Source organism: Clostridium sp. CM038, from assembly GCF_055081105.1.
This window is the reverse complement of record NZ_CM143651.1, coordinates 2,544,892-2,560,392: the sequence shown is the minus strand read 5'-3', so window position 1 is coordinate 2,560,392 and position 15,501 is coordinate 2,544,892. Positions and strand designations below refer to the sequence as shown.

The window sequence follows — 15,501 nt, the reverse complement described above, 5'->3', positions numbered from 1 at the left end:
ATATCTTTCGGATAGCATAGATAGTCTAAGCTATCCTTAGTATTATCGATTTATTTTAATTAAATAGTTTTAAATAAGACTTGACAGCAGTAAAAATTTCGCAAAATGAATTATGTATATTATTACCATTTTTCATTTATAAGGAGTGATTTTTATGTTAACTGTTAAGGCCTCACATACTCAATATCAAAATTTCGTTGAAACATTTCTAGAAAAATTCTTTATTCAAAATAATCAAGAAATTACTTTGTTTGAGCGTAGTTCAATAATAACAAAAATCTGGTCTGCCGACCTAACCGGAATTGTCCCTCTAATACAAAGTGCTTATTCTAACTCCAATCAAGGGGCTCCGCCCAAAGATGCGGTAGCTTTACTCAGATCACTTATTATTATGGCTTATTGTAAAGAAACCAGCATATCATCTTGGATAAAGACATTACGTTCAGAACCGTTTTATGCAATTCTGTCAGGCTTTATCCCTGCTTGCTACTCGCCTTTTAAAGCCGAAGGCATAGTTGCTGATCAAATACCTGGCATAGGTACTTTTTATGATTTTATGGATAGGCTGATTCATAAGGATAAAATCCTATATAAATCCAAACTGCGTAAATTGAAACGTAAACCAAGTAAAAAACAAAAGAAAAACCAAAAGATGAATAACTCCAAATCTGGTGTAGTCGAACGTTTAGTTAAAAGAATCTTAAAATATGATAATTCTAAGCTTTCTGACAGAATAGAATCCAAAATGAACAACATACTTAAGGAATTATTTGTTATTCCTTCCTTATCAATGGGCATTTTGGGTGACCCTTCTAAACTAAATATTGCTGGTGATGGAACTTGTATGCCTACACAGGCTTCGCCTTATGGTAAAAAAGTTTGTGATTGCAAACTTAAACCAGGAGAGCATTGTGCTTGTTATCGAAAGTTTACCGATCCCAGTGCTAGCTGGGGTTGGGATAGCTTTAATGAACACTATTACTATGGTCAAACTTATCACGGGTTCACTGCCTGTGATAGTTTTTACAGCCTACCTATCCATATTAAATTTGTTAGTGCAGCACGGCATGATTCTGTTACCGGTGTTTATGCACTTAAAGAGATTGTAGATTTATACCCTGAAATTAAATTCTATTCCGTAGCCTTAGATTCTGCCTATGATGCTAATGCATTTTATCTTTTATGCATGCATTATGGAATAAATCCTATTATTGATTTAAATTCACGTTCTTTAAAACCTTCATCAGGCAGTGATTTTGTTGAACTTGACGATAAGGGCATTCCTCATGGGAAAATTTGTGGACATCAGCTTCGTAATTGGGGAATCGTCCGTAAGGAATTTAGGCATAAATGGTTATTCCCAGTTCAATGTGACCACTGTGAAAAATGTCCTATTAAAAGCAAGAAAATTTATTACACTAAAACATTAGATAATCCAAGATATTTTACTCCTATACTAAGAGGTTCAAAGCAATGGAAATCTCTTTATAAACGACGTTCAACTACTGAAAGGTGTTGGGATAGAATAAACAACGACTTCCATGCTGAAAAATCGATTATCTATTCCGTTGGTCGCAGAATAACAAGAGTATTTCTTGGTGCATTTTGCTGTTTTATAGATGCTTGGGCTAATGAAAAAGAGGTAACAATTGCTGATATCTTCCCGGTTTTCAAGAAAATAGCTGCCTAATTTATAATCAGTTTTAACTCAATAACCAGCCTACGGCTTTTTTAAAATAGTGTATAAAAAAGCCTTTTTGTCATGCCTACTATTAATTCAAGTATAGCATTTCATCCAAATAAATACTTTTATTCCTCAAATATGGGAATTGTTAATTATTGTTTTTCGAGTACACTCGGTATTATATCTATGTTCACAGAGTATTATAAAATATAAACAGATAAAATAAAATGCAAAGTATAGACACACTCCTCATATTGAGACTATTGTGGATATAGTAAAAGTTATGTAGTCATATATATCAAGGGCTAAGATAGAACTAAGGAGTGGTTTTTCTTAGTTCTATTTTTATTATTTCTGTAATTTAATCAAAACATGTACCCTTTTTTATTTGGATAGCATATTAAAGTAGTATAAACTCAAATAAGGAGGGTACGTGATGGTAGAGATAATTACACAATATGTATTAATAGTGCTTTTAGCAATGGGACTTGGGTATTTAGCCTATTTGTTAAAAGAAAAAGGTGTAAATATTAAGGACGACTATTTTGGTCTTGCTTATATAATACTTGGTTCTTTAACTGCTGCAGAATCTACACCTGAAAACGCTAAGAAAATTATTAGGATTGTTTCAAAAGCAGTGCAATATGTAGAAATTAACTATAAAAACAGCGAAAATACCCTTAAAGAAGAGGAAGCTATTAAAATTGTAAAAGAAGGCACTAATCTATTGGATTTTAAAAGTAATGTAGATGATGAAAGCGTAAAATATTTAATAAGAGTAGCTGCGGCGTTATTGCCACCAACTAATAAAAAAATAGATTGAGCATATTGGTGACTAAAATTAGAGTGAATTACTGCATTGACCAGTAGAAAAATCTTATTCTGCCGGTCAATATTTTTATATAAAATTGGGTAAAAGCAATATAAAAGAATAAAAACTCCTCTGAAAACAGAAACTAATGTTCTGATTTTTTATATAAATCCCTTTACCTTTTGCTAATAAACATATAAAATAACAAATGTATGATAAAATTTTACTGGAGGATTTTTATGAGTTTTGATAAAGAAGAAATTCAAACATATGATGTAACAGACTTGACTTCTCTAGAAAAACTAGAGCCTGTAAGGATAAGACCTGGTATGTACATAGGGTCTACAGGAAGTAAAGGCCTACATCATTGTATATGGGAGATATTGGATAATTCTATAGATGAGATAGCTAATGGCTACGGCGATAGAGCTGAAATTATATTAAATAAAGATAAAAGTGTCACTATTGTTGATAATGGTAGGGGTATTCCAACAGGAATACATCCTATAAAAAATAAATCTGGTGTAGAAATGGTATTTACTGAGCTTCATACTGGCGGAAAGTTTAATAATAAAAATTATAAAACTTCTGGTGGACTTCATGGTGTTGGAGCAGCAGTTGTAAATGCATTATCAGAATGGTTACTAGTTGAAATAAAACAAAAGGGGAAAATTTTCACTCAAAGATTTGAATATGCTTATGATGCTGAGTTAAAAAGACTTATGCCAGGTACACCGGTGGGTAAGCTTGAAATAATAGGAGAAACAAAAAAAACAGGTAGTAAAATTACTTTTATGCCGGATAAAAATGTATTTACTACTTTGGAATTCAGTTACGATTTTATTGATGAAAGATTACAAGAATTGGCGTTCCAAAATAAAGGAATTACCTTAGTGTTTAAAGATAAGAGAAAAGATGGAAACGTCATGAAGGAATATCACTCTGACAGGGGTCTTCTAGATTTTATTGATTATTTAAATGAAAGCAAAACTCTTCTTCACAAGGACCCTATATTCTTTCAAGGTGAAAAGGAGATAAATGGGATGCAATTGTATGGAGAAATATGTATTCAATTTACTGATTCTACTACAGAATACATTGCTAGCTATGTTAACAACATACCAACTACAGAATCTGGAACTCATGAAACTGGATTTAAAACAGGGATGACAAGGGCTTTTAAAGAAGGAGCTAAAAAGCTTAATCTTTTAAAAGAGAAAGATAAGGAATTTGAAGGTGACGATTTAAGAGAAGGCATGACAGCAATAGTTAGAATTAAAATAAGTAACCCAATCTTTGAAGGCCAAACTAAAAGCAAGCTAGGAAATAATGAGGCATACAGCATGATGAATGAATTGTGTTATGTTAAAATTTTAGAATGGATAGAAGATAATAAAGAGATGGCTACTAATATAATAAATAATGCACTTTCTGCCGCATCTAGGCGGGACAAAATAAAAAAGATTAATGAAGCGGAAAGAAAAAAAGTAGGTAAGGGAGCAGCTCCTCTTGCGGGGAAGATTGCAGTATGTACAATAAAAGATTCAAATGTTACAGAATTTATAGTAGTCGAAGGAGACTCAGCTGGTGGAAGTGCTAAGCAAGCTAGAGATAGAAGGTTTCAATCTATAATGCCATCAAAAGGTAAAATTATGAATACAGAAAAGCAAAAGCTAGAAAATGTACTAGCTAGCGAAGAGTTAAAAATATTCAACACTGCAATTGGAACGGGAGTTTTAGATAATTACCATGAAAAAGATTTAAAATATGATAAAATAATTATTTTAAGTGATGCAGATGTTGATGGCTATCATATTAGAACATTATGGATGACTTTTATTTATAGGTATATGAGGCCACTAATTGCAAAAGGTCATCTTTATATGGGAATGCCACCACTTTATAAGGTTTATAAGAACACGAAAAATGGTGAAGTGGCTAGGTATGCATATAGTGATGAGCAATTAGCTGAGACAAAAAAAGAAATTGGAAAAGGTGCTCTTATCCAAAGATATAAGGGGCTTGGAGAAATGAATCCAGATCAACTTTGGGAAACTACACTAAACCCAGCTACAAGGACGCTTCAACAGGTTACTATAGAGGATGCAGCAAAGGCTGAGAAGATGGTTTCACTTCTAATGGGCGATGTTGTTGCACCTAGAAAAAATTATATGTATAAATATGCTGAGTTCTAACGACGCTTTTGAAAGCCGTTAGCATCACATTGTGTGATGAAAGCAGCACAGTAGGTGATGATTAACAGCACCATAGGTGATGATTAATGGGGGGATTTGCTAAATGGCAAGAAAAATTGATGTACCTAAAGATAATAATATAGTAATGATTCCAATTGAAGAAGCTATGCCAGATAACTATCTTCCATATGCAGTGGAAGTTGCAAGAGAAAGAGCACTGCCAGATGTACGCGATGGTTTAAAACCAGTGCATAGAAGGATTCTTTATGGAGCATATATGCTAAAGGCATTTCCAGATAAGCCTTATTATAAATCAGCAAGAATAGTTGGAGATATTCTTGGTAAATACCATCCGCATGGAGATAGCTCTGTTTATGGAGCCATGGTAATACTAGCTCAATCTTTTGCTACAAGAAAACCATTGATAGATGGTCATGGAAATTGGGGAAGTCAAGATGGGGATAATGCAGCTGCTATGCGTTATACAGAAGCAAGGCTTTCTCCTATTGCGCTTGAAATGATAAGAGATATTGATAAAGGCGTTGTGGATATGGTAGATAATTATTCCGATACAGAGAAAGAACCATCGGTACTGCCATCAAGATATCCAAATCTATTAGTAAATGGAACCTTTGGTATAGCGGTAGGAATAGCAACAAATATACCACCTCACAATTTAGGAGAGGTAATTGATGGGTTACTCGCTTATGCTGATAATAAAGAAATTACAACAAAAGAGCTTATGCAGTATATTAAAGGACCCGATTTACCAACAGGAGGCATAATAATTGGCAAAAATGCTATGGAATCTGCCTATGAGACTGGGGAAGGTAAGGTAACGTTACGTTCCAAAATGAAAATTGAAGCTTTAGAAAGTGGACGCCTTGGCATAGTTATTACGGAGTTTCCATATAGAAAAAACAAGGCGAAATTACTTCAATCTATTTCTGATATGACAGCAGATAAAAAACATTTAAAGTCTTTAGAGTCTATTGTAGACATTAGAGATGAATCTGATAGAAGTGGACTTAGATCAGTAATTGAATTTAAAAAGTCCACAAATAGGGAAACTGCTACCAAGGTACTTAAATATTTAATGATGAAAACAGAACTTCAGTGCAATATATCTTTTAACATGGTAGCTTTAGCCAATGGTAAACCCCAAACTATGGGGCTTAAAACCATATTAATGCACTACTTAAACCACCAAAAAGATGTTGTTACTAAAAGAACCCAAAGAGAGCTAGAGGTTGCAGAAAGTAGATTCCATATTGTAGAAGGATTTATTAAGGCTGTAGATGTAATGGATGAAATAATTGCAACAATTAGAAGTTCAAAATCTAAAAAAGATGCTGGACAGAACCTGATAGTTAAGTTTAATTTTACTGAGCTTCAAACAGAAGCAATACTTGAAATGATGTTATATAAGCTAACAGGACTTGAAATAAAGATATTTTTAAAGGAATATAAAAAATTAGAAATACTAATTAAGGGGTATAAAAAAATTCTTGAAAATGAGAATGAACTTCTTAAAGTAATAAAAGCAGAAATCTCAGAAATTAAAGAAAAATATAATGATCCGAGAAGAACGGAAATTATTGAGGATGATAGCCAAGCTAAAATAGAAGTAGAAGATATACTAGTAGTAGAGGATGTTATGATAACTTTATCTAACGAGGGTTATATAAAGAGAGTGCCTATGAAATCCTATAATAGATCAAACATTAACATAGAAGATATAGAGTATAGAGAGGGAGATTTTAATACATATTTACTACAGACCAATACTAAAGATACATTAATTATCTTTACTGATCTAGGCAATATGTATCAACTAAGAGGAGATTTAGTGCCAGAATATAAGTGGAAGGAAAAGGGTGAAAGAATTGATACCCTTATTCGCGGGATAGATTTAACAAAAGAAAAAGTGGTTTCTTGTTTTTTATTGGAGAACTTATCAGCTAACAAGGAGTTTATGTTCTTTACTAACAAAGGAAACATAAAGAAAACAGGGGTGGATAAATTCGTTACGAGTTATACTAAATTATCAGCTTTGAAACTAAGAGAAAATGAAAAGCTTCTTAAAGTTAAGTTAATCCCTGTGGAAAGACAGGAAAGGTTTATAAAGATACTGACTAAAGAAGGCCTGGAATTTTCTGTAGAAGAACCTATACTTGAAGATGTTCCTAGAAATGTAGTGGGCACTCAGTTATTTAATTTAACCCAAGGAGACGTTGTGGTAAAATTAGAATTTACAGAGGGGTATGATTATAAAGAATTTAATTTTAGTATAAATGCAAAAGGTGCAATAAAAATATCTAGTAAAAAAACTAATGCTCCATTAAGCACTTATACCAAATCATCGGCTACATTGCTTATATTTACTCAAAAAGGATTAGTACATAAACTACCGAGTTATATGGTTCAGAATATTAATAAGAAAGGCATATGTATTAATACTTTGCTGGATAATTTTAATATTGATGATAAAATAATAGGGATTATGTCTGTTGATGATTTCAACGAAGAAACAAGTATATACCTTTTTACAAAGAAAGGATTTACAAAACGAACTAAGATTTGTGAATTAGATGGTAATTTCTTCTCTACGTTGGTGTGCAAACTTAAAACAAAAGAAGATAAATTAATCTTTGTAAAAATTAACAAAGATAATGTAGATAAAGATGTGTTAATGGTTACCAAAAAGGCAATGTGCATAAGATTTAACGTAAATAATATTAATTTTATGGGGAAAGTTGCATCTGGGGTAACGGGTATAAGCTTAAAAGATGATGATGAAGTTATATTTGTAGATTTGGTAAATTCAGTAACGGAAAAGGTAGATGGCTGCAATGAAATACTTGTGACGCTTGACGAGAATTTAAGTTTAACAGTCAATTCATTTAAAGGTGAAAAAAAGATTATAAGACTTGAGGATATAAATGTTCAAAATAGAGCAGGTAGAGGTAAAAACTTAACCAGTGCACTCATAGATGATTATGTAGAGGAGGTTATTTTAGGCATCTGAAAAAAATATAAAAAAGACATGCAATAAAAGTTAAATAAAACTTAATTTTAGCATGTCTTCTTTTTATTAAAAACAAAAAACTTGTTAATTAAAAAACCAAGTAGGCCTATAACTGTAGAATCTATTAGGATACATATGTTAAACCACAAGTGGTTTAAGCGGACTATATTACTATGGTAATGCAGAAGAGAAATTAAAGGATTCCTACTTGTTAATAGCACTAACATAGAGCTGTTTAAAATCATACTAAAAAATAGTACAGATGCATATTGAAGGTAGCCTTTTTGCTGCGGAGTTTCTTTAAAGGTGAACTTCTTATTTAATTTATAACTAGAAATTGAATAAACTGAGAATGCGATTATGTTAAAAACAAACAATGTTTTTCCATGCGTTATGCCTGTGGTAAATGAAAGAGTATTTAGTATTATAATTTCTATTATAATGTTAGTAGCACCAACTAAAGTATAATTTATAAATTGAGATAAGGACTGCAGTGTTTTATTTTTATTATTCATAGAACTTTATTCTTAAATAAAATATGTTAAGAAATTAGTCACCACCCTTTTTATGAAAAGAATATTATGATGCACTCATACACATTAGTGTACAACAAAAGAAAACAAAATAAAAGGGAAATATTTTAAAAACAAATAAAAGAAGGAAAGTGGATGTATGGAAAAAGTAATATTTGAAAATGGAATAAAGTTATTGTACAAGAAAGCGGAAAATAATTTAACTTCATTTACAATAGGGTTTAATGCAGGGGCAAATCAAGAGAAAAGTGAATATTTAGGAATTGCTCACGTGGTAGAGCATATGCTTTTTAAGGGGACGGCTTCTCGCACGGAATATGAAATAAACAAATTATGTGATGAAACCTTTGGGTTTTGTAATGCGATGACTAATTATCCCTACGCAGTATATTACGGAACCACATTAGATGAAGATTTTGAAAAGGGGTTTGAAATTTACTCTGATATTCTTTTGAATCCTTCATTTAAAGTGCATGGGTTCAAAGAAGAAATAGAAGTGATCAGCGCTGAACTAAAAGAATGGAAAGATGATTCGTACCAGTTTTGCGAAGATTCCATGCTCTATAATGGGTTTGAAAAGCGAAGAATAAAGAATTTAATTATAGGTACAGAGGTAAGCATCCGTGCTATAACCATTAAGCAAATCAAAGATTTTTATGAGAGGCATTACACCTCGGATAATTGCGTAGTAAGTGTAATATCTTCCATGGGCATTAAAAAGGTTTCAGAGATAGTGGAGAAGTATATGGGTAATTTAAATCCTAAATTATCTAGTGGGAATGACCATTTGGAAAGGGATAAAGGGTGTCTATATGAAATTAATAAGCCAGGCACCTATTTTCAATATAGAGATGACTTGCAAGGTGCAAAAATCCAATATTGTTTTCCAATACATGATTTAAACCAGAGAGAAATTAGTGCTTTAAAGCTATTTAGCTTAGCTTTTGGAGAAGGTACAAGCAGTATTTTGTATGATGAAATTAGGACTAAAAGAGGGCTTGTATATGATATAAGTAGCAAAATAAAAAATGAAACAGGAATAAAACTTTTCACAATAACCCTTGGAACTTCATGTGAAAATGTTAAAAAGACCATAGGAATTATTAATGATGAAATTGAAAAAGTTAAAGATCTTAGGAATTTTTTTGATAAGCAGTGTATTTTAAAGCTATGCAAAAGTTACAAATTAAGAAGAATGATAGCCCTTGAAAAATCTATTCAAACTAGCGTAAATTTATGTGTATATGAAATTATGTATGGAGACAGTTCACAAATTTTCTCGGAATTTGATGGTATGAGAAACATTGTGGATGAAGAAATAATGAGAGTGGTTAACAAAGTTTTAGTGAATGCTACTATACAGGTTTTAACGACATTTCAGAATGGAAGTGGGAAATAAATATGGCAAAAAAGTGGTTGATAAGGAATACTTCTAAAGACGTTAGTTCAATAGCTAAAAGCTCAGGTGTAAGTGAGGTTGTAGCTAAGATCCTAATTAACAGGGGATTTGATAATGGAATAGACATAAAAAAATTTATGAGAGCCAGTATAGAGGATTTGTATGATCCATTTTTAATGAAAGATATGGAAAAAGCTACAGATTTAATTAAACTAGCAATTGAAAACAATGAAAAAATTGTAGTATATGGTGATTATGATGCGGACGGCGTTACTAGTACTGTTATAATGTATAAGGCATTAAAACATTGTGGTGCAAATGTGGAATACTATGTTCCGGATAGGGAACATGAAGGTTATGGAATAAATATTGATAGGATAAGAAAACTAAATGAGCAAGGTTTTGAAGTGATTATAACTTGCGATAATGGAATCGCAGCTACTGAGCAGGTTAAATTGGCAAAGGAACTAGGAATGATTGTCATAATAACTGATCACCATGAATTATCATTTGAAGAAGATGATAAGGGCATTCGAACTTTCAAGGTTCCACCAGCAGATGCTGTTATTAATCCAAAGCAAAAGGAATGTAATTACCCATTTAAACAATTGTGTGGTGCAGGTATTGCTTTTAAATTTGTACAAGCACTATATATAAAGCTTGGAATTAATAAGGAATATGTAAAGGAATTTATAGAAATAGCAGGAATAGGTACTATTTGTGATGTGGTAGATTTAATTTCTGAAAATAGAATAATTGCTAAAAATGCTTTAGTTATGTTAACAAATACAAAAAATCTTGGGCTAAAATGTTTAAAGGAAATTTTAAGCATTAATGATAAAGAGATAAAATGTTATCATGTTGGGTTTCAAATAGGACCATGTATAAATGCTACTGGAAGGTTAGAATCGGCAGCGATTTCAGTAGAATTACTTCTATGCGAAGAAGAGACTAGAGCAAAAGAACTAGCTAAAACATTATTTGAACTTAATAAAAAAAGACAAGAGATGACAACCGAAAATGTGGAAGAAGTAATAGAACTTATACATCACTCCACTTTTAAAAATGACAAAGTGTTAGTAATTTATAAAGATACTATTCATGAGAGCATCGCAGGTATTGTAGCAGGCCGTGTTAGGGAAACTTTCAATGTGCCAACAATAATTTTAACTAAAGGAAAAGAGAACCCAAAAGGTTCAGCAAGATCTATTGATGAATACAATTTATTTGAGGAATTAATAAATTGCGGAGAGTTACTTGAAAAATTCGGGGGTCATCCAATGGCTGCGGGTTTATCTATAAAAGAAGAAAATATAGAAAAATTCAGGTGGAAATTAAATTCTCTTTGCAAGTTAACCAATGATGATATTGTACCTAAGGTACGAATAGACCAGCGAATGCCATTAAACAAAATAAATTATGAGATGATTCATGAATTAGAAATTTTAGAGCCTTTTGGTAAAGGAAATTCAACCCCATTACTTGCAGAAAAAAATATTCCTGTTTTAAAAATAGATATATTAGGTAAAAATGCAAATACATTAAAAATAAAATGCGTAATGCCCGGTGTAAATAAAACAATTAATGGAATATGTTTTAATAGAGTGGAAGAATTTATAGAAATGCTAAAAGATAAATATGGAGAAGAATATATGAACTATCTTAAGAGCCCAAAAGGAATGAAAATAGATTTAATTTTTTCACCTCAAATTAATGAATATAACGGATATAAATCTATTCAATTAAAAATTTTAGAATTTAAACTTAGTTAAATTATTTCCTACGGAGCTGCATCTTTTTCAAGCTAATCGCCTAATGAGATATCATCTCTTTCAGAGATGTTATCTCCGGCAGAGCTGAAGCCTTCGTTAAATAAAGGTACATAGACCTTGGTCTATGTACTTTTATCATATTATTTTTAAATTATAAATTTTTCTCATATTGCTCTACCATTTTTTTTACCATCTCTCCACCAACAGAACCGCATTCTCTAGAAGTTAAGTTTCCATTATAATCAGTAAAATTTACTCCTAACTCTTTTGCAGTTTCCATTTTAAATGAATTTAATCCAGCTTTAGCTTCAGGTACTAACTTTCTGTTTGACATTTGTTAATCACTCCTTTTATATTTTATTTTTGTTATGATAGTATCTTGTGCAGAAATTTATAAAATATAATAGAATACTTAAGGGAAATAAGGTAAGTACAACATTTTAAATTAATACCTGTTAGCATATGAAATATTTTAATAAGATTCAAATAATTACATACAATTAAGTTGATTTACCACAATGAATATAAAAAAAGAGTACATATACATATACAATTTAGGTCAAAATAGCAAAGTTAAGAGGCATATGACTTGCATATACCTCTTAACAATTTAGAATTTTAAATTATAAGTTTTTTTCGTATTGTTCTACCATTTTTTTAACCATTTGTCCACCAACAGATCCATTTTGTCTAGAAGTAAGATCTCCATTATAACCCTCTGTTAAATTAACTCCAACTTCCTGAGCAGCTTCCATTTTAAATTTGTTTAAACCTGCTTTAGCTTGTGGTACTAATGTTTTGTTTGACATTTGTCAATCACTCCTTCTATATTTTATTTTTATATGATCTAGGGTTTCTAATTATAAATTCTTTTCGTATTGTTCTACCATCTTTTTAACCATTTGTCCGCCAACAGATCCATTTTGTCTAGAAGTAAGATCTCCGTTGTAACCTTCTGTTAGATTAACACCAACTTCTTGAGCAGCTTCCATTTTAAATTTGTTTAAACCTGCTTTTGCTTGTGGTACCAAATTTCTGTTTGCCATAATAAATTCCCTCCTTTTTTTTTGTAATTACTTTATGATAGTAGTTTATCCCTATATTCGATTTTTATATTAGTGAATTGAAGGGTGATTTTGAAAATTATAAACCCTTTAGAAAATTATGGGTAAAATGATTTTTAATAAATACTAAACTTTTTAGTCTAATTGGTATATAATGATTTAGTACATACTGCATAAAGTATGTTTTTTAGAAGGGGTGTTAAAGTGGAAAAACACAAAATAATAATGACCGGTGGCGGTTCAGCAGGACATGTAACACCAAATCTTGCACTTATACCAAAACTTAAAATGCTAGGTTATGAAGTTGAATATATTGGTACAAAAGAAGGTATTGAAAGAAAGATAATAGAGAGTGAAAATATAAAGTATTATCCTATATCTAGCGGGAAACTCCGAAGATATTTTGATGTGAAAAACTTTACAGATCCTTTAAAAGTAGTTAAGGGTATATTTGAAGCAAAAAAAATAATAAAAACACAAAAACCGGATATTGTTTTCTCTAAAGGCGGATTTGTTTCCGTACCTGTAGTGCTTGCTGCATTTTTTAATAAAGTACCTGTAATTGCTCATGAATGTGATATTACACCAGGACTTGCTAATAAATTAGTAGCTCCTTACTGCACAAAAGTATGTGTAACTTTTCCAGAAGCATTAAATGAAATAAAAAATGGGAAAGGGGTAATAACTGGTAATCCTATAAGATACGAATTGTTTGAAGGAAGTAAAATAAAAGGGAACGAAATATGCGGATTTAAAAATAAAAAGCCAACATTAATGATTATTGGTGGTAGTTTAGGCTCTAAAGTTATAAATGAAGTGGTGAGGTCAATGCTTGAAAAATTAATTTTGGAGTATAATATTATTCATATCTGTGGAAGTGGTAATTTTGAAAAATCACTCCAAAGTAAAAATGGTTATAAGCAGTTTGAATACACGACGGATGAATTGCCTCATTTATTAGCTAGTGCAGATATTGTAGTCTCTAGAGCAGGAGCAAATGTCATTTTTGAACTCTTAGCACTTAGAAAACCTAATTTATTAATTCCATTATCAGCTAAGGCTAGCCGTGGCGATCAAATACTTAATGCAAAATCTTTTGAAAAAAGCGGTTATAGTATGGTTATTCAAGACGAGGAGTTAACGCCTGAAAATTTAGAAATGAAAATTAAAGAACTGTATAATGGTAGGTATAAATATATTGAAAAAATGAATTCTAGCAACACTGAAAAAAGCATTGATTTAATAGTAGAATTAATAGAGAAATATAGGAAAAGATGAAGAAAGTAAAATTTCTTCATCTTTTTTTATTTAATAAAATCATAAATATTATTTAAAAAGCAACATTTTTTATATAAAAAACAAAAAAGAGTGCAAACTGTAATTATAAGAATATGTTTTTGCTTATTATATAAATATAAAATATTTTTACAATGTAAAATAAAGGAGAAAAAAGATGGAACTTCAATGTTTAGGAGCAGCAGAATGCGTTACAGGGTCATGTCATTTGATAAAAGTGCGAAATAAAACTATTTTATTGGATTGTGGATTATACCAAGGAAGAGACGGAGACCATGGAAAAAATGAAAAGTTTCAATTTAACCCGAAAGATATAGATTTAGTTATATTATCTCATGCTCACATAGACCATAGTGGTAGAATTCCTTTACTATATAGGAAGGGATTTAAAGGCGAAATAATTTGCACAAAAGCTACAATGGAATTATGTCAGGTGATGCTAACAGATAGTGGTCATATTCAGGAGATGGAAGTAGCGTGGAAAAATAGAAAACTCAAAGAAAGAGGGTTACAACCTAAAGAAACATTGTATTCTTCCAAAATTGCAGAAGAATGTTTAAAACTCTTTAAAAGTTATTCATATAACGCAGAAATAAAACCTTTCGATGGATTAACAGTTATCTTTAAGGATGCAGGGCATCTATTGGGGTCAGCTATTATAGAGCTTCAAATGGAAGAGAAAGAAGGCTCAAATATTAAACTTGTTTATAGTGGTGACTTGGGTAATTTTAACATACCGCTTATAAATGATCCTACATTTATTGGCGCTGCAGACTATGTAATTATGGAAACAACCTATGGAGATAAAGTGCATAATAATTTCGAAAATGTAATGAAAGAATTATCAGATATAGTAAAAAAAACTTTCGATAGAGGAGGAAATGTTATAATCCCATCTTTTGCAGTAGGTAGAACCCAAGAGGTTCTATATGCATTGAATAAGTATATTGAAGAGGGGCTGGTTAAAAACTGCTACGTATATGTGGATAGTCCTCTTGCGGAAAAAGCGACAAAAATATTTGAAAATAACAGAGAAATTTTTGATGATGAGGCAAAGGAATTAGAAAAACATGATACTAACATACTGGATTTTGAGGGGTTAAAATTTACTCATTCCTCAGAAGAATCTATGGAATTAAATAAAATGCAAAGGGGGATAGTAATAATATCTACAAGCGGAATGTGTGATGCAGGTAGAATAAAACATCATTTAAAGCATAATTTATGGAGAAGCGAAAGCTCAATAGTATTTGTAGGATATCAAGCTGAGGGTACTTTGGGTCGTGAAATTTTAGAAGGGAATAAAATGGTAAAAATTTTTGGGAAAGATATTTCGGTTGCAGCGTCAATATATAATTTGCAAAGCCTTTCTGGCCATGCAGATAGAAATGGTTTAATTAATTGGATAAAAAATATTGAGGGAAAACCTAAACAGGTTTTTCTTGTACATGGTGACGAAAATTCTCGAAAAAGTTTTAAAGAATTATTAGATTTAAAAGGATACGAGTCTGTAATTGTTAAGAGTGGAGAAAAATATAAGCTAGAATAACGAGTAAGACCTTATAGTATTGATAAAAAAATAACAATTAATGGCTAAAATTGATATATTCTAATATGTAAACGTACAGTAGGATGCTAGTGGAAGTCAGTTGTTTTATTATTGTATGAAAAAAATAAAGAAGAATACACCAATTATAACAAAAAAACTTGAATATTTTT

At 31.1% G+C, this 15,501-nt stretch carries 12 protein-coding genes; 8 read left to right on the top strand and 4 right to left on the bottom strand.

The window, feature by feature from the left end; genetic code table 11:
- Positions 1-154 precede the first annotated feature (154 nt).
- From ACWJKS_RS11880 to ACWJKS_RS11865, 4 genes are all read left to right on the top strand, one after another.
- Entirely contained in the window at positions 155-1,690 is a 1,536-nt protein-coding gene (locus ACWJKS_RS11880) for a transposase (RefSeq protein ID WP_462959514.1), read from the top strand.
- 430 nt (positions 1,691-2,120) lie between these two features.
- Complete coding sequence (locus tag ACWJKS_RS11875) at positions 2,121-2,507, top strand: hypothetical protein (RefSeq protein WP_462959634.1); 387 nt, start codon at positions 2,121-2,123, stop codon at positions 2,505-2,507.
- 227 nt (positions 2,508-2,734) lie between these two features.
- A complete protein-coding gene (locus ACWJKS_RS11870; RefSeq protein ID WP_462959633.1) occupies positions 2,735-4,690 on the top strand; it encodes a DNA gyrase/topoisomerase IV subunit B in 1,956 nt (651 codons plus the stop codon).
- A gap of 103 nt (positions 4,691-4,793) precedes the next feature.
- Entirely contained in the window at positions 4,794-7,718 is a 2,925-nt protein-coding gene (locus tag ACWJKS_RS11865) for a DNA topoisomerase IV subunit A (RefSeq protein WP_462959632.1), read from the top strand.
- Between the two features lie 47 nt (positions 7,719-7,765).
- Here ACWJKS_RS11865 and ACWJKS_RS11860 read toward each other — a convergent pair whose 3' ends face one another.
- Positions 7,766-8,233 carry a GtrA family protein gene (locus tag ACWJKS_RS11860; protein WP_462959631.1) on the bottom strand — a complete coding sequence of 156 codons (468 nt, stop codon included), beginning with the start codon at positions 8,231-8,233 and terminating at the stop codon, positions 7,766-7,768.
- 157 nt (positions 8,234-8,390) lie between these two features.
- On the opposite strand from ACWJKS_RS11860, the gene ACWJKS_RS11855 reads away from it, so the two are divergent.
- Together ACWJKS_RS11855 and recJ are read left to right on the top strand one after the other, a co-directional pair.
- Entirely contained in the window at positions 8,391-9,650 is a 1,260-nt protein-coding gene (locus ACWJKS_RS11855; protein ID WP_462959630.1) for a M16 family metallopeptidase, read from the top strand.
- A 2-nt stretch (positions 9,651-9,652) separates the two neighbouring features.
- Complete coding sequence (gene recJ, locus ACWJKS_RS11850; RefSeq protein ID WP_462959629.1) at positions 9,653-11,422, top strand: single-stranded-DNA-specific exonuclease RecJ; 1,770 nt, start codon at positions 9,653-9,655, stop codon at positions 11,420-11,422.
- A 151-nt stretch (positions 11,423-11,573) separates the two neighbouring features.
- Here the strand turns inward: recJ and ACWJKS_RS11845 are convergent, their stop codons facing one another.
- From ACWJKS_RS11845 to ACWJKS_RS11835, 3 genes are all read right to left on the bottom strand, one after another.
- A complete protein-coding gene (locus ACWJKS_RS11845) occupies positions 11,574-11,756 on the bottom strand; it encodes an alpha/beta-type small acid-soluble spore protein (RefSeq protein WP_165412137.1) in 183 nt (60 codons plus the stop codon).
- A gap of 289 nt (positions 11,757-12,045) precedes the next feature.
- Positions 12,046-12,231: an alpha/beta-type small acid-soluble spore protein gene (locus tag ACWJKS_RS11840; protein ID WP_165412136.1), complete on the bottom strand. Its 186-nt coding sequence runs from the start codon at positions 12,229-12,231 to the stop codon at positions 12,046-12,048.
- A 51-nt stretch (positions 12,232-12,282) separates the two neighbouring features.
- On the bottom strand, positions 12,283-12,468 hold the full coding sequence (locus tag ACWJKS_RS11835) for an alpha/beta-type small acid-soluble spore protein (protein WP_165412135.1): 186 nt from the start codon (positions 12,466-12,468) through the stop codon (positions 12,283-12,285).
- Positions 12,469-12,690: 222 nt separating this feature from the next.
- Here ACWJKS_RS11835 and ACWJKS_RS11830 point away from each other — a divergent pair, with 222 nt between their 5' ends.
- Both ACWJKS_RS11830 and ACWJKS_RS11825 read left to right on the top strand, forming a co-directional pair.
- Positions 12,691-13,764 (top strand): undecaprenyldiphospho-muramoylpentapeptide beta-N-acetylglucosaminyltransferase, encoded by a 1,074-nt coding sequence (locus tag ACWJKS_RS11830; RefSeq protein WP_462959628.1) that lies wholly within the window; start codon positions 12,691-12,693, stop codon positions 13,762-13,764.
- 175 nt (positions 13,765-13,939) lie between these two features.
- Entirely contained in the window at positions 13,940-15,331 is a 1,392-nt protein-coding gene (locus ACWJKS_RS11825) for an MBL fold metallo-hydrolase RNA specificity domain-containing protein (protein WP_462959627.1), read from the top strand.
- Positions 15,332-15,501 lie beyond the last annotated feature (170 nt).